Raw genomic sequence first — 16,107 nt, 5'->3', positions numbered from 1 at the left:
GTCAGCCCACAAGTGTACGCAAACACAGATAAAGTCGCGTTCTGGACAAATAAAAAAGGCACATCTCGCGATGCGCCCTTGTACTTCGTCAAATTCCCTGACGGGAAGCCGATCAGTTGACCGCGTCTTTCAGCGCTTTACCAGCACGGAAACCCGGAACTTTAGCAGCGGCAATAGTAATTTCTTTACCTGTTTGCGGGTTGCGACCGGTACGGGCAGCACGCTCTTTAACAGCAAAAGTACCAAAACCTACCAGCGCAACGTCATCCCCAGCCTGCAGAGATTCAGTAACAGAAGCAATTAAAGCATCTAACGCACGTCCGGCTGCAGCTTTAGAAATGTCCGCACCCGCAGCAATTTTGTCAATCAGTTGAGATTTATTCACTGTTCTCTTCCTCTCTTTATAATTTATATCGCACCAGAATCCTTCGTGGCGCGACCGCGCAGCAGTTATATCAGGACTGTCATGCCCTTACAACAGAGTTGTAGATGACCCCCTGCCAGCGATCTAAGTTAGCTACACAAAAAAAGGCTGGCAAGCACGAATTTACTTACCAGCCCTACTTTTCTTAGCGCAATTTGCGCGAAATCACTATTTCGCCGTGGCAACCTGCATGCCGAACGGCTCGTTCTGCAGCGCAAGTGTCAGAACTTCTTCGATTCGTTTCACCGGATGGATATCTAAATCGGCGATAACGTTATCTGGAATTTCTTCAAGGTCACGTTTGTTTTCGTCAGGAATCAGAACAGTCTTAATGCCGCCGCGGTGTGCCGCCAGCAGTTTTTCCTTCAGTCCACCGATTGGCAGCACCTGGCCACGCAGGGTAATTTCCCCGGTCATGGCAACATCTGCGCGTACCGGATTGCCCGTCAGACAGGAGACCAGCGCGGTACACATCGCAATACCGGCGCTTGGGCCATCTTTCGGCGTCGCCCCTTCCGGAACGTGGACGTGGATATCACGTTTTTCGTAGAAATCTGAGTTAATACCCAGTTTATCCGCACGAGAACGCACCACGGTCAGCGCTGCCTGAATGGACTCCTGCATCACTTCGCCGAGCGAACCGGTGTAGGTGAGCTTGCCTTTACCCGGAACGCAGGCGGTTTCGATGGTCAGCAGATCGCCGCCCACTTCCGTCCACGCCAGGCCGGTCACCTGACCTACGCGGTTTTCGCTATCCGCACGACCGTAGTCAAAGCGCTGAACGCCGAGGAAGTCGTGCAGGTTATCGCCGTTGATGGTGATGTGCTTGAGCGATTTATCCAGCAGCAGCTGTTTAACCGCCTTACGGCACAGTTTGGAGATTTCACGCTCCAGGCCACGCACGCCCGCTTCACGGGTGTAATAGCGAATGATGCCGACGATCGCGCTGTCTTCAACGGTCAGTTCGCCTTTCTTCAGCGCGTTACGCTCAATTTGCTTCGACAGCAGATGCTGTTTTGCGATGTTCAGCTTTTCATCTTCGGTATAGCCGGAGAGACGAATCACTTCCATACGGTCAAGCAGCGGCGCCGGGATATTCATGGAGTTAGAGGTCGCCACAAACATCACGTCGCTCAGATCGTAGTCCACTTCCAGGTAGTGGTCGTTAAAGGCCACGTTCTGTTCAGGATCCAACACTTCCAGCAGAGCCGATGCCGGATCGCCGCGCATGTCGGAGGACATTTTGTCGATCTCATCAAGCAGGAACAGCGGGTTTTTAACCCCCACCTTCGCCATTTTCTGGATCAGTTTACCCGGCATTGAGCCGATGTAGGTCCGGCGGTGACCGCGAATTTCCGCTTCATCACGCACGCCGCCCAGCGCCATACGCACGTATTTACGTCCGGTGGCTTTGGCGATGGATTGACCCAGAGAGGTTTTACCTACCCCCGGCGGCCCAACCAGGCACAGGATCGGCCCTTTGAGCTTATTCACGCGGCTCTGCACTGCGAGGTACTCAAGAATACGATCCTTCACGCGTTCCAGACCGTAGTGGTCGGTATCGAGGATCTCCTGAGCCTGGCGCAGATCTTTTTTGACCTTGCTGCGGGCGTTCCACGGCACCTGAACCATCCAGTCGATGTAGCCGCGTACGACGGTGGCTTCCGCCGACATCGGCGACATCATCTTCAGCTTTTGCAGTTCCGCTTCGGTTTTTTCTTTAGCCTCTTTCGGCATTTTCGCCGCGTCGATTTTACGCTTCAACGCTTCGTTTTCGTCCGGGGCATCGTCCATCTCGCCGAGCTCTTTCTGGATGGCCTTCATCTGCTCATTCAGATAGTACTCACGCTGGGACTTTTCCATCTGCTTTTTAACGCGGTTGCGAATGCGTTTCTCAACCTGCAGCAGATCGATTTCTGATTCCATCATCGCCATCAGATACTCCAGACGTTCGTTAACGTCGGACATCTCCAGCACGGACTGTTTGTCCGCCAGCTTCAGCGGCATGTGCGCCGCGATGGTGTCAGCCAGACGCGCGGGATCGTCGATGCTATTCAGCGACGTCAGCACTTCTGGTGGGATTTTTTTGTTCAGCTTGATGTAGCCTTCAAACTGACCGATAGCTGTGCGAACCAGGACTTCCTGCTCGCGCTCTTCAATAGCAGGCGATTCAAGGTACTCCGCTTTCGCTGAAAAATGCTCGCCGTCATCGGATAACGCGGAAATACGCGCCCGCTGCAGGCCTTCAACCAGCACTTTTACCGTGCCATCAGGCAGCTTCAGCATCTGTAAAATTGACGCCACGGTCCCGACGGTGAAAAGATCATTTACACCCGGCTCATCCGTTGAAGCTTCTTTCTGCGCAACCAGCATGATTTTTTTATCATGGTCCATAGCCGCTTCAAGACAACGGATAGATTTTTCCCGCCCTACAAACAGGGGTATGACCATGTGCGGATAAACCACCACATCGCGCAACGGCAATACGGGGATTTCAATGCGTTCAGAACGCTCAGGATTCATAGAGCTCTCTCTTAGTTTAAAGTCCGCCAGGTAGCCAGCGGCACGACTCTTGATCGCGTCGCCGTTAATATGTAATCCAGTATATGGGGATGTAATCCACACATTCAACGGCAGGAATGCAGGAAAAATAAAAGGGGAGATAAAATCCCCCCTTTTTGGTTAACTGCTTGAGCGAGTTGGCTAATTATTCACCAGACGCCTGCTGCGCTTCCGGTTTCCCGTAAATCAGCAGCGGCTTGCTTTGCCCGTCGATAACCGAGGCGTCGATCACCACTTTTTCGACGTCTTCCATCGACGGAAGGTCGTACATGGTATCGAGCAGGGCCGCTTCTACGATAGAACGCAGGCCACGGGCGCCGGTTTTACGCGCCATCGCTTTCTTGGCGATAGCGTCCAGCGCTTCATCACGGAACTCCAGCTCAGCGCCTTCAAGATTGAACAGCGCCTGATACTGCTTGGTCAGGGCGTTTTTCGGCTCTTTCAGGATCTGAATCAGCGCGTCTTCGCTCAGCTCATTCAGCGTTGCGACCACCGGCAGACGGCCGATAAACTCAGGGATCAGACCAAACTTGATCAGATCTTCCGGCTCAACCTGGGACAGCAGCTCGCCTTCGCTGGCCTTGTCGGACTTAGCTTTAACCGTCGCGCCGAAACCAATTCCAGAACCGGTCTCTACGCGATGAGAAATCACTTTATCCAGGCCGGCAAACGCACCGCCGCAGATAAACAGGATCTTGGAGGTATCAACCTGCAAGAACTCCTGCTGCGGGTGTTTGCGCCCGCCCTGAGGCGGAACGGCGGCAATGGTGCCTTCGATAAGCTTCAGCAGCGCCTGCTGCACGCCTTCACCGGAAACATCGCGGGTAATCGACGGGTTATCCGATTTACGGGAAATTTTGTCGATTTCATCGATATAAACGATGCCGCGCTGCGCTTTCTGCACGTCGTAATCGCATTTCTGCAGCAGTTTCTGGATGATGTTTTCGACGTCCTCACCCACATAACCGGCTTCGGTCAGGGTGGTGGCGTCAGCCATGGTGAACGGTACATCCAGCAGGCGAGCCAGCGTTTCCGCCAGCAGGGTCTTACCGGAGCCCGTTGGCCCAATCAGCAGAATGTTGCTTTTACCCAGCTCCACGCCGTTGCTGGTATCGCCATTGCGCAGGCGCTTGTAGTGGTTGTATACCGCTACTGCCAGCACTTTTTTCGCCGGTTCCTGGCCGATAACGTAATCGTCAAGATGGTGGCGAATCTCGTGTGGAGTCGGCAGTGCACTGCGCTCGCGATGCGGCGCGACTTCTTTAATCTCTTCGCGAATGATGTCGTTACATAAATCAACGCATTCGTCGCAGATATACACGGATGGCCCGGCAATCAGCTTACGCACTTCATGCTGGCTTTTGCCGCAAAAAGAGCAATACAACAATTTGCCCGATCCATCTTTGCGTTTATCTGTCATGAGTCCAAACCTCTTATTAAGTTCTTTGTGCCGCACACGACGACGCAAATGCCATTCTCAGGCGCAAGCCGCTGGTAAGCGTTGTGCCGTCCTACTTCAGACAAGTATAGCGGCCCCCTTGCGCCAGGGGCATCAATTACGATGGGTCAAAATGGAATCGACCAGGCCGTATTCCACCGCTTCAGCTGCAGAAAGGAAGCGGTCACGCTCGGTGTCGCGCTCGATCTGCTCAAGGGATTGACCCGTATGGTGTGCCATCAGTTCATTCATGCGCCCCTTCACTTTCAGGATTTCACGGGCGTGAATTTCGATATCCGTTGCCTGACCCTGATAGCCGCCCAGCGGCTGGTGGATCATCACGCGGGAGTTCGGCAGGCAGAAACGCTTGCCTTTCGCCCCTGCGGTCAGCAGGAACGCGCCCATGGACGCAGCCTGGCCCATACAAATGGTGCTCACGTCAGGCTTGATGAACTGCATGGTGTCGTAAATCGACATCCCGGCGGTAATCACCCCGCCCGGAGAGTTAATGTACAGGTAAATGTCTTTTTCCGGGTTTTCTGCTTCCAGAAAAAGCATCTGCGCCACGATCAGGTTCGCCATGTGGTCTTCCACCTGGCCGGTCAGAAAAATGACGCGCTCCTTGAGCAGACGGGAATAGATATCAAAAGAACGTTCACCGCGCGAGGTCTGTTCGATGACCATCGGCACCAGGGCCATATGGGGTGCAAAGTTATCTCGTTCGCCACTGTATGACATTTCCGTCTCCTGGATTAATTTTGAATAAACCTGCTGCACTGATTGTAACCTTATGGACGGATTATCAGCCAGAGTCTTCTGCCCGTCATCATGTGAATTACTGCTGCTTAAGCTGAATTCCTGCGTCCTCAACGATGGCGGACAGACACGCTTCGTCATTATGCATGATTTCACGCGTGCAGTTACGTTCCCCGGTAATGGGGGCGACGTCGCCATAATTCAAGCATAACAATCTTTTGTCGTAACGCTATCACTGAAATCGGCTTTTCGCACTCGCCCTAACGCTATCATTGTTCTAAAAAAAAACCCGCAGCCTCTCGGCAACGGGTTTTGCTCGAACCTTATAACCGCCGGGCGAAATTACGCCTGCTGGTTCATCAGTTCGCTGAAGGAGGTCGCTTTCTCGGATACTTTAGCTTTCGCCAGTACCGCTTCAACAGCCTGCTCTTCCAGAGCGACGTTACGCATGTTATCCATCAGTTCGTTGTTTTTGCTATAGAACTCAACAACTTCTTTCGGATCTTCGTAAGCAGAAGCCATCTCTTCGATCAGGCCTTTCACGCGATCTTCGTCAGCTTTCAGCTCGTTGGTACGAATCACTTCGCCCAGCAGCAGGCCAACAACAACGCGGCGTTTAGCCTGCTCTTCGAACAGCTCACGCGGCAGTTCCAGAGCCTGGTTTTCGTTACCGCCAAAGCGCTGAGCAGCCTGACGACGCAGAACGTCGATTTCGCTGTCGATCAGTGCTGCAGGAACGTCGATTTCGTTAGCCTTCACCAGGCCTTCGATAGCCTGAGTCTTCACGCGGTTACGCACGGCGCCTTTCAGCTCGCGATCCATGTTTTTACGCACTTCAGCGCGCAGACCTTCTACGGAACCATCTTCAACGCCAAAACGTTTGATGAATTCTGCAGTCAGTTCCGGCAGCTCACGCTCTTCCACTTTCTTCAGGTTAATAACGAACTTAGCCGCTTTACCTTTCAGAGTTTCCGCGTGGTATTCTTCCGGGAAGGTCACTTCGATAGTGAACTCTTCGCCAGCTTTGTGGCCTTTGATACCGTCTTCAAAGCCCGGGATCATACGACCCTGGCCCATCGCCAGTACGAAATCAGAGGCTTTGCCGCCTTCGAACTCTTCGCCATCAACAGAACCGCTGAAGTCGATGGTTACACGGTCTTCTGCATCAACAGCGCCGTCTTTGTCTTTCCAGTTCGCCTGCTGCTTACGCAGGGTGTCCAGCATGGTGTCGACGTCAGCTTCGGTCACTTCAACAACCGGTTTTTCAACTTCGATCGCGTCCAGACCCTGCAGTTCAACTTCCGGGTAAACTTCGAATTCTACCGCGTAGGTGAAGTCTTCACCCAGCTTGTATTCGCCCGGTACATAGTTCGGTGCGCCAGCCGGATTGATTTTCTCTTTGATGATCGCGTCAACGAAGTGACGGCTCATCAGATCGCCCAGCACGTCCTGGCGAACGGATGCGCCATAACGCTGAGCGACAACATTCATCGGCACTTTACCCTTGCGGAAGCCGTCAATGCGAACTTTTTTCGCTACGTTGACCAGCTCACTTTTGACAGCATTCTCGATGCTGTCAGCAGCGATAGTTATCGTTACACGGCGCCCAAGGCCCTGAGTGGTTTCAACTGAAACTTGCATCTTGTTACCTCAAAAAAATCACAGTGCTCGGTCAACTCTGGAAGCGCGTGTAGGTTGCTTCGCAGAACCGGGATGCCCTCTTCACTTCAGAAACACATTCCCTGTCGTCAGAATCATCCCGAAGACATTCATATAAGACGCGGCATTATAGCGGCATCACTTTTGTGAGTCGAGAACGGTTGTCGCCCACTGCTGCGGCATTTTTCACATTTCTCGCGCAAATTTACCTGTAAAAGTGACCATAGCGCACAATTTCCAGGCAAAATAAAACGGCCCGTAGGCCGTTTTCTGATAAATCTTCACGCAACATACTGGAAAAGCTCCAGCGGTTGCAAATGGGATTTCTACGCGATGCTTCCGGCTCCACGACAGGCAGGGGAAGCAAAGACGGTGTCCTGGAGTCCTTCCCACTCTTTAATCGTATAGGTATGCAGCGCCAGCGCGTGCACGGGGCCTGACAGCTCCTCGGTCAACGTACCGTAGATCATACGGTGACGGCTGAGAAAACGCTCGCCGGTGAAACGATCGCTCACCAACACCACTTTAAAATGACTTTCGGAGCCCGCGGGAACATTGTGGCGATAACTTTCATCCACGACTTCGAGATACACGGGGTCGAACGCTGCCCTAAGTTTTGCTTCGATCTGTTCACGTATCATCATGAATTTTCTCCTCCGACAACGCTGGGATGCCGCCATTCCTTTTAAATGTTAGCCGCTTTTACCGTTTCCATTACCGGAAAACAACAAAAAATTAGCATTTCTCTTATATTTTCATTCAAAAGTATCAAGTTTACTGGCTCTGTATGCCGTAATGTCCGTCTGGATCGCCATAAAAATGGGAAGAAGGCCAGAAAACGCACAACGCGATGAATTTACATACGTTGCCACTTCCCCTCGCCGTTGGCGATGTTATGATGACGGCAATTTCCTCATCACAACACCATGCCTTGAGACCCCTGAACATGTTTAAGAAAATTCTTTTCCCGCTGGTCGCAATGTTTATGCTGGCAGGATGCGCCACACCGCCGACCACTATTGATGTATCGCCGAAAATGTCCCTGCCGCAGCAGGACCCGAGCCTGATGGGCGTGACCGTCAGCATCAACGGCGCGGATCAGCGTCCGGATCAGGCCCTGGCCAAAGTGACCCGCGATAACCAGCAGGTGACGCTGACTGCCTCCCGCGATCTCCGCTTCCTGCTGCAGGAAGTGCTGGAGAAACAGATGACCGCGCGCGGCTATATGATTGGGCCGAACGGCGCCGTCGATCTGCAAATCATCGTGAATAAACTGTACGCCGACGTTTCCCAGGGCAACGTGCGTTACAACATCGCCACGAAAGCGGATATCGCCATCATCGCCACCGCGGCGAACGGCACGAAGATGACCAAAAACTATCGCGCAAGCTATTCCGTGGAAGGTGCATTCCAGGCCTCCAACCAGAATATTGCCAATGCTGTTAACAGCGTTCTGACCGACACTATCGCCGACATGGCGCAGGACACCAGCATCCACGACTTCATCAAGCAAAACGCGCGTTAATAAAATCACGGACCCGGCCAGCGGTCGGGTCCGTGCTACAGGCCCATGTCCAGTCACTACTTACGTATTTTTCAGCAGCCTAAATCAGCTATTTTGCTGATCCTTGGCTTTGCTTCCGGTTTGCCTCTCGCCCTCACCTCCGGCACGCTGCAGGCGTGGATGACCGTCGAGAATATAGATCTGAAAACCATCGGTTTCTTTTCGCTCGTCGGCCAGGCCTACGTCTTTAAGTTCCTTTGGTCGCCGGTGATGGACCGCTACACGCCGCCGTTTCTCGGCAGACGCCGCGGCTGGCTGCTGACGACCCAGTTTCTGCTGCTTATCGCCATCGCGGCTATGGGTTTCCTTGAACCCTCGACGCAGCTGCGCTGGATGGCGGCGCTGGCGGTAGTTATTGCCTTCTGTTCCGCCTCGCAGGATATCGTCTTCGACGCGTGGAAAACCGACATTCTGGCCGCCGAAGAGCGCGGAGCCGGCGCCGCGGTTAGCGTGCTGGGCTACCGTCTGGGCATGCTGGTTTCCGGCGGCCTGGCGCTATGGCTGGCCGACCGCTGGCTGGGCTGGCAGGGCATGTACTGGCTGATGGCCGCGCTGCTGATCCCGTGCATCATCGCCACCCTGCTGGCGCCGGAGCCTGACGACGCGATCCCGGTACCGAAAAGCCTTGAGCAGGCCGTCGCGGAACCGCTCCGCGATTTCTTCGGCCGCAACAACGCCTGGCTGATCCTGCTGTTAATCGTCCTTTATAAGCTCGGCGATGCTTTTGCAATGAGCCTGACGACCACCTTTTTGATCCGCGGCGTCGGTTTTGACGCCGGTGAGGTCGGGATGGTGAATAAAACGCTGGGGCTGTTTGCCACTATCATCGGCGCCCTGTACGGCGGCGTGTTAATGCAGCGCCTGACCCTGTTCCGCGCTCTGCTTATTTTCGGTCTGCTGCAGGGGGTCTCCAACGCCGGCTACTGGCTGCTGTCAATTACCGATAAGCATATTTACTCGATGGCCACGGCGGTATTTTTCGAAAATCTGTGCGGCGGGATGGGTACCGCGGCGTTTGTCGCGCTGTTAATGACGCTGTGCAATAAATCGTTCTCCGCCACCCAGTTTGCGCTGCTGTCGGCGCTCTCCGCCGTCGGGCGCGTGTACGTCGGGCCGATTGCCGGCTGGTTTGTTGAAGCCCACGGCTGGCCGACGTTTTATCTCTTCTCGGTCGTGGCGGCCGTTCCCGGCATCGTGCTGCTGCTTATCTGCAGGCGCACGCTGGAACATACCCAGCGCACGGAGAGGTTTATGCCGCGAACGCATTATCCGCAGGCCTATTCGCTGGCCCTGATCGTGCTGGCTATCGGCTGCGTCATGCTCGCGGTATGGCTGCTGCTGCTGGTGCTGAATGCCCTCGATTACACCTCGTTCTCCTTCTTATCCGGCCTGCTGGAGATTGCTGCGCTGACCGCCGTTGGCGGTATTTTGCTCGGCAGCCTTCTGGACTATCTGGCGCTGCGCAAAACGGAGCTGGTTTAGGGTAGCCGCGCCCTGCGGAGCGCGGCGCGGCTGGTCCGGGATACCCCGGCGGAGGGAATAAGCCGTTTTAATCACTAAACGTAATTATAACGGCTTATTAACGATTTTATATTTTCCTTTTTTCATTTGTTGTTTTGTGCGTTTTACATTTTGGGAAATTATTGACAACTTTTATTCAATTCATTAAATAATTTAAACGATTCAGCAAAGGCCGTTTATTTCGCCTCGCCGGCGATGTCTTTTATTTGATAATTAATTGTTAATTAGTTGTTCTATTTTCTCGACGTTTATACTCATTCCCCCATAAGTAACTTCATTCTTATCCCTTTCGTTATAGATCCAGCGCAAATCAGGCTTTGCAAGCGACAGCGTCACACTCGGTTACATATGTGACAAAGCAAGCAGAACCCACTAACACGGAACTGACACAGCTCCAATCATGTTTACAGTAATGCAACCTTCCCGTAAAATGCCCGCACACTTTAAGCGCCACCAGATTCCGTGGAATTGAGGTCGTTCAATGAGACTTAGGAAATACAATAAAAGTTTGGGATGGATGTCATTAATCGCAGGTACTGTATTACTCAGTGGTTGTGATTCTGCGCTCCTTGACCCAAAAGGACAGATTGGACTGGAGCAACGTTCTTTGATACTGACGGCCTTTGGCCTGATGATGATTGTCGTTATTCCCGCCGTCTTAATGGCAGTAGGATTTGCCTGGAAGTATCGCGCGAGCAATAAAGATGCGAAGTATAGCCCGAACTGGTCACACTCCAACAAAGTTGAAGCTGTGGTCTGGACGGTTCCTATCCTGATCATTCTGTTCCTGGCCGTTCTGACCTGGAAAACCACTCACGCATTAGAGCCAAGCAAACCGCTAGCTCACGAAGAGAACCCGATCGTCATCGAAGTTGTTTCGATGGACTGGAAATGGTTCTTTATCTATCCGGAACAGGGTATTGCTACCGTCAACGAAATCGCCTTCCCGGCGAACGTACCGGTACACTTCAAAGTGACCTCTAACTCCGTGATGAACTCGTTCTTTATCCCACGTTTAGGCAGCCAGATTTACGCAATGGCCGGGATGCAGACTCAGCTGCACCTCATCGCGAACGAAACTGGCACTTATGACGGTATCTCCGCCAGCTATAGCGGCCCGGGCTTCTCAGGAATGAAGTTCAAAGCTCTCGCCACGCCGGATCGTGCATCCTTCGATCAGTGGGTAGCGAAAGTAAAACAGTCTTCGAACACCATGGACTCCATGGCTGCCTTCGAAAAAGTGGCTGCGCCTAGCGAATACAACAAAGTGGAATACTTCTCTAACGTGAAGCCAGATTTGTTTAAAGACGTTATCGGCAAATTCATGTCTCACGGCAAGAGCATGGACATGTCCCAACCTGAAGGCGAGCACGCGGCGCACGAAGGAATGGAAGGCATGGACATGAGCCACGCGGAAACCGCTCACTAAGGGACCGAGGAAGAAAACGATGTTCGGAAAACTAACACTGGATGCAGTGCCCTATCACGAACCTATTATCGTGATTACGGTAGCTGCAATCATCATCGGGGGACTGGCGCTTCTGGCGGCAATCACTTACTTCGGTAAGTGGTCCTACCTATGGAAAGAGTGGCTGACTTCGGTTGACCACAAACGACTCGGTATCATGTACGTCATCGTAGCAATCGTTATGCTGCTGCGTGGCTTTGCTGACGCCGTCATGATGCGTAGCCAGCAGGTGCTGGCCTCGGCCGGGGATGCGGGCTTCCTGCCTCCTCACCACTACGATCAGATCTTTACCGCCCACGGCGTTATCATGATCTTCTTCGTAGCGATGCCGTTTGTTATCGGTCTGATGAACCTCGTTGTTCCGCTGCAGCTCGGCGCGCGCGACGTGGCATTCCCGTTCCTTAACAACCTGAGCTTCTGGTTCACCGTTGTTGGCGTAATTCTGGTTAACCTGTCTCTGGGCGTCGGTGAGTTCGCGCAGACCGGTTGGCTGGCCTACCCGCCGCTATCGGGAATCGAATACAGTCCGGGCGTTGGGGTCGATTACTGGATCTGGGCTCTCCAGCTCTCCGGTATCGGGACAACCTTAACCGGTATTAACTTCTTTGTGACTATTATCAAGATGCGTGCCCCTGGCATGACGATGTTCAAGATGCCGGTATTCTCCTGGGCATCTCTGTGCGCCAACATCCTGATTATTGCTTCATTCCCAATTCTGACCGTCACCGTCGCGCTGCTGACCCTGGACCGCTACCTGGGCACCCATTTCTTTACCAACGATATGGGTGGCAACATGATGATGTACATCAACCTGATTTGGGCCTGGGGTCACCCGGAAGTGTACATTCTGGTTCTGCCGGTATTCGGCGTGTTCTCCGAAATCGCGGCCACCTTCTCGCGTAAGCGTCTGTTCGGCTATACCTCGCTGGTATGGGCAACCATTTGTATTACCGTTCTGTCGTTCATCGTTTGGCTGCACCACTTCTTCACCATGGGTGCTGGCGCGAACGTAAACGCCTTCTTTGGTATTACAACCATGATTATCGCCATCCCGACCGGGGTGAAGATCTTCAACTGGCTGTTCACTATGTACCAGGGACGTATCGTCCTGAACTCTGCCATGCTGTGGACCATCGGCTTCATCGTCACCTTCTCCGTAGGCGGCATGACCGGTGTACTGCTGGCGGTACCGGGCGCGGACTTCGTTCTGCACAACAGCCTGTTCCTGATTGCCCACTTCCATAACGTTATTATCGGTGGCGTGGTCTTCGGCTGCTTCGCAGGTCTGACCTACTGGTGGCCAAAAGCCTTCGGCTTCACGCTGAACGAAACCTGGGGCGTACGCGCGTTCTGGTTCTGGATCATCGGCTTCTTCGTGGCGTTTATGCCGCTGTACGTGCTGGGCTTCATGGGGATGACCCGTCGTCTGAGCCAGCAAATCGATCCGCAGTTCCACCCGATGCTGGTTGTTGCAGCCTGCGGCGCGGCGCTGATCGCTTGCGGTATCCTCTGCCAGCTGATTCAGTTCTACGTCTCTATCCGCGATCGCGAGCAAAACCGCGACCTGACCGGTGACCCGTGGGGCGGCCGTACTCTGGAGTGGGCAACCTCTTCACCTCCGCCGTTCTATAACTTTGCTATCGTTCCGAACGTCCACGAGCGCGATGCGTTCTGGGAAATGAAAGAAAAAGGCGAAGCGTACAAGAAACCTGCAGGCTATGAAGAGATTCATATGCCGAAAAACAGCGGCGCCGGCATCGTTATTGCTGCCTTTGCTACGGTGTTTGGTTTCGCGATGATCTGGCATATCTGGTGGATGGCGATTGTTGGCTTTGTCGGCATCGTTGTAACCTGGATTATTAAGAGCTTTGACGAAGACGTGGATTACTACGTGCCGGTTGCAGAAGTCGAAAAACTGGAAGGTCAGCATTTCGATGAAATTAACAAAGCGGGGCTGAAAAATGGCAACTGATACTCTTGCGCATAACGCCCACGGACACGACCACGGGCATCACGATACAGGGCCGATGAAGGTATTCGGCTTCTGGATCTACCTGATGAGCGACTGCATTATCTTCGCTAGCCTGTTCGCCACTTATGCCGTTCTGGTGAACGGCACTGCGGGCGGCCCGACCGGTAAAGATATTTTCGAACTGCCGTTCGTTCTGGTTGAAACTGCTCTGCTGCTGTTCAGCTCCATCACCTACGGCATGGCGGCTATCGCCATGTACAAAAACAACAAGAGCCAGGTCGTTTCCTGGCTGGCGCTGACCTTCCTCTTCGGGGCAGGGTTCATCGCGATGGAGCTCTATGAATTCCATCATCTGATTGTTGAAGGTATGGGTCCGGATCGCAGCGGCTTCCTGTCAGCGTTCTTCGCGCTGGTAGGCACGCACGGTCTGCACGTCACTTCCGGTCTTATCTGGATGGCGGTGCTGATGTTCCAGGTTTCGCGTCGCGGCCTGACCCCAACTAACCGTACCCGTATCATGTGCCTGAGCCTGTTCTGGCACTTCCTGGACGTGGTGTGGATCTGCGTGTTCTCTGTTGTTTATCTGATGGGGGCAATGTAATGAGTCATTCTACCGATCATAACGGCGCTTCTCACGGCAGCGTTAAGAGCTACATGACAGGTTTTATCCTGTCGATCATTCTGACGGTCATTCCGTTTGCTATGGTTATGAGTGGCTCCGCATCGCATGCGGCTATTCTGGGAACTATCCTGGTCACTGCTGTTGTGCAGATCGTGGTACACCTGGTGTACTTCCTGCACATGAACAGCAAATCTGACGAAGGTTGGAACCTGACCGCGTTTATCTTCACCGTAATCATCATTGCTATCGTTGTTATCGGCTCCATCTGGATTATGTGGAACCTGAACTACAACATGATGATGCACTAAGAGCGGCGAGTATGTTTAAGCAATACCTGCAAGTAACGAAACCTGGCATCATTTTCGGCAACCTGATCTCGGTGATCGGCGGTTTCCTGCTGGCCTCTAAAGGCCACATCGACTATCCGCTGTTCGCCTGGACGCTCCTTGGCGTGTCCCTGGTGGTCGCCTCGGGTTGTGTATTCAACAACTACATCGACCGTGATATCGATCGTAAGATGGAACGGACGAAAAACCGGGTGCTGGTCAAAGGGCTGATCTCGCCAGGAGCTTCGCTGGTATACGCCACCTTGCTGGGTATTGCTGGCTTCATGCTCCTGTGGTTTGGCGCTAATCCCCTGGCCTGCTGGCTGGGGGTGATGGGGTTCGTGGTTTATGTCGGCGTCTATAGCCTGTACATGAAACGCCACTCCGTCTACGGCACGCTGATTGGTTCTCTCTCCGGCGCTGCGCCGCCGGTGATTGGCTACTGTGCGGTTACCGGCGATTTTGATAGCGGTGCCGCCATTCTGCTGGCTATCTTTAGCCTGTGGCAGATGCCTCACTCCTATGCCATCGCGATTTTCCGCTTCAAGGATTATCAGGCGGCAAACATTCCGGTTCTGCCGGTAGTGAAAGGTATCTCGGTTGCCAAGAACCATATCACCGTATACATCATTGCTTTCGCCGTCGCGACGCTGATGCTCTCCCTGGGCGGCTATGCCGGGTACAAATACCTGGTCGTGGCGGCCGCGGTGAGCGTCTGGTGGCTCGGAATGGCGCTGCGCGGTTACAAAGTGGCCGATGATAAAGTCTGGGCGCGTAAGCTGTTCGTCTTTTCCATCGTCGCCATTACCGCGCTGTCGGTGATGATGTCCGTCGACTTTATGGTGCCGAATTCGCACAATCTGCTGGCCTACATCGGATAAGATTGTCGCTCTCTGACAAACCCCGCTCCGGCGGGGTTTTTTATTTGTCTCGCTTAGCTAATCAGCATCGCCTGCGCGCTGTAGAGTAAATCAAGATGATCGCGGCATAAGGCATCCAGCGAAGTCCGCGACAGATGGCTGGTTAAGCTCAGCGCTCCCCAGTACACCCCTTCCCTGTCGGCCAGCGGCACCGCCAGCACTAACATCCCAATTTCAAACTCCTGCTCGATCGCGGCATATCCCTGGCGACGGATTTGGGCGATCTTTTCCATCAGCGGCGCAATATCGGTCACCGTATAAGGGGTGCGCTGTTCGCGCCTGATGCGCTGCAGGACCGTTTCGCACTCTGCCTCCGTCAACGATGCCAGCCACAAACGTCCGCCGGCGGTGCAGTGAATCGGTACCCTCTCCCCCAGCCGAACCGAGGTGGAGTTAAACGGCGTGTGTTTGCTGCGAGCGATATAAACCAGCTCGTCATCATCAATCACCCCAACCGAGGCGTGCTCCTCCGTGCGGCTGGCAATGTACTCGACAATCGGCCGCACCATCCGCGGGAACTGGGCCGAATCAACATAGGCCTGCCCCAGACGCAGCGCTTTTGGCGTAAGCCAGTAGTAGCGCCCGTCGGTCTGCAGGTAGCGCTCATGCAGCAGCGTGAGAAAGAATCGCCGCGCCGCGCTTTGCGTCAGCCCGCTCATTTTTGCCGCCTGCGGTACGGAGAGACGGGGATACTCTCGTGAAAAAAGCTGGATCAGCGCCAGCCCTTTTTGCAGCCCGACGATCAAATCGCGTGGATGTATTTGGTTTTGCATAGTTGTTCACACTTTTGCAACAAGACTATCAGTTTAGTGCGATTATCGCAGTGATGGTGCGATTAACAACCAACACGTCCGAATTCTGCGTTGCCGCTCCCA

General features: G+C 53.6%; 14 protein-coding genes. 7 read left to right on the top strand and 7 right to left on the bottom strand.

The annotated features are described in order from the left end of the window. Positions 1-112: 112 nt before the first annotated feature. From hupB to bolA, 6 genes are all read right to left on the bottom strand, one after another. Complete coding sequence (gene hupB / locus NWP14_RS08620) at positions 113-385, bottom strand: nucleoid-associated protein HU-beta (RefSeq protein ID WP_002444653.1); 273 nt, start codon at positions 383-385, stop codon at positions 113-115. 207 nt (positions 386-592) lie between these two features. Next, positions 593-2,947, bottom strand: a complete 2,355-nt coding sequence (lon, locus tag NWP14_RS08615) for an endopeptidase La (protein ID WP_095094403.1) — start codon at positions 2,945-2,947, stop codon at positions 593-595. Positions 2,948-3,131: 184 nt separating this feature from the next. Continuing rightward, on the bottom strand, positions 3,132-4,406 hold the full coding sequence (gene clpX, locus NWP14_RS08610) for an ATP-dependent protease ATP-binding subunit ClpX (RefSeq protein WP_041144319.1): 1,275 nt from the start codon (positions 4,404-4,406) through the stop codon (positions 3,132-3,134). Between the two features lie 132 nt (positions 4,407-4,538). Further along, positions 4,539-5,162 carry an ATP-dependent Clp endopeptidase proteolytic subunit ClpP gene (clpP, locus tag NWP14_RS08605; protein ID WP_002891804.1) on the bottom strand — a complete coding sequence of 208 codons (624 nt, stop codon included), beginning with the start codon at positions 5,160-5,162 and terminating at the stop codon, positions 4,539-4,541. A gap of 360 nt (positions 5,163-5,522) precedes the next feature. Next, positions 5,523-6,821, bottom strand: a complete 1,299-nt coding sequence (gene tig, locus NWP14_RS08600) for a trigger factor (protein WP_095094401.1) — start codon at positions 6,819-6,821, stop codon at positions 5,523-5,525. 344 nt (positions 6,822-7,165) lie between these two features. Next, on the bottom strand, positions 7,166-7,483 hold the full coding sequence (bolA, locus tag NWP14_RS08595; RefSeq protein WP_041144317.1) for a transcriptional regulator BolA: 318 nt from the start codon (positions 7,481-7,483) through the stop codon (positions 7,166-7,168). A gap of 302 nt (positions 7,484-7,785) precedes the next feature. Between bolA and NWP14_RS08590 the strand changes: the two genes are divergently transcribed. The 7 genes from NWP14_RS08590 (at position 7,786) to cyoE (ending at position 15,193) form a co-directional block, all read left to right on the top strand. After that, a complete protein-coding gene (locus tag NWP14_RS08590; protein ID WP_004858708.1) occupies positions 7,786-8,364 on the top strand; it encodes a lipoprotein in 579 nt (192 codons plus the stop codon). Between the two features lie 45 nt (positions 8,365-8,409). Beyond that, positions 8,410-9,885, top strand: coding sequence for a muropeptide MFS transporter AmpG (gene ampG, locus NWP14_RS08585; RefSeq protein WP_346432004.1), 1,476 nt, complete (start codon positions 8,410-8,412; stop codon positions 9,883-9,885). Positions 9,886-10,405: 520 nt separating this feature from the next. Continuing rightward, positions 10,406-11,353: a cytochrome o ubiquinol oxidase subunit II gene (cyoA, locus tag NWP14_RS08580; RefSeq protein WP_041144314.1), complete on the top strand. Its 948-nt coding sequence runs from the start codon at positions 10,406-10,408 to the stop codon at positions 11,351-11,353. A 19-nt stretch (positions 11,354-11,372) separates the two neighbouring features. Then, positions 11,373-13,364 carry a cytochrome o ubiquinol oxidase subunit I gene (gene cyoB / locus NWP14_RS08575; protein WP_095094397.1) on the top strand — a complete coding sequence of 664 codons (1,992 nt, stop codon included), beginning with the start codon at positions 11,373-11,375 and terminating at the stop codon, positions 13,362-13,364. Next, on the top strand, positions 13,354-13,965 hold the full coding sequence (locus NWP14_RS08570) for a cytochrome o ubiquinol oxidase subunit III (protein WP_095094394.1): 612 nt from the start codon (positions 13,354-13,356) through the stop codon (positions 13,963-13,965). The genes cyoB and NWP14_RS08570 overlap by 11 nt, the downstream gene beginning before the upstream one ends. Continuing rightward, entirely contained in the window at positions 13,965-14,294 is a 330-nt protein-coding gene (locus NWP14_RS08565; protein ID WP_041144311.1) for a cytochrome o ubiquinol oxidase subunit IV, read from the top strand. The genes NWP14_RS08570 and NWP14_RS08565 overlap by 1 nt, the downstream gene beginning before the upstream one ends. Before the next feature lie 11 nt (positions 14,295-14,305). Further along, the gene (gene cyoE / locus NWP14_RS08560) at positions 14,306-15,193 is read left to right on the top strand and encodes a heme o synthase (protein ID WP_375215176.1); all 888 of its coding nucleotides are present in this window, start codon (positions 14,306-14,308) and stop codon (positions 15,191-15,193) included. A gap of 53 nt (positions 15,194-15,246) precedes the next feature. Here the strand turns inward: cyoE and NWP14_RS08555 are convergent, their stop codons facing one another. Continuing rightward, on the bottom strand, positions 15,247-16,005 hold the full coding sequence (locus NWP14_RS08555; protein ID WP_375215175.1) for an IclR family transcriptional regulator C-terminal domain-containing protein: 759 nt from the start codon (positions 16,003-16,005) through the stop codon (positions 15,247-15,249). Between the last annotated feature and the right edge of the window lie 102 nt (positions 16,006-16,107).

Origin of the sequence: Klebsiella sp. C349492, assembly GCF_042055345.1 — a bacterium.
In the GTDB taxonomy this organism is placed as follows: Bacteria; Pseudomonadota; Gammaproteobacteria; order Enterobacterales; family Enterobacteriaceae; genus Klebsiella; species Klebsiella scottii.
Note: the sequence above shows the minus strand (reverse complement) of the source record. Positions and strands in the feature narration are given on the sequence as shown.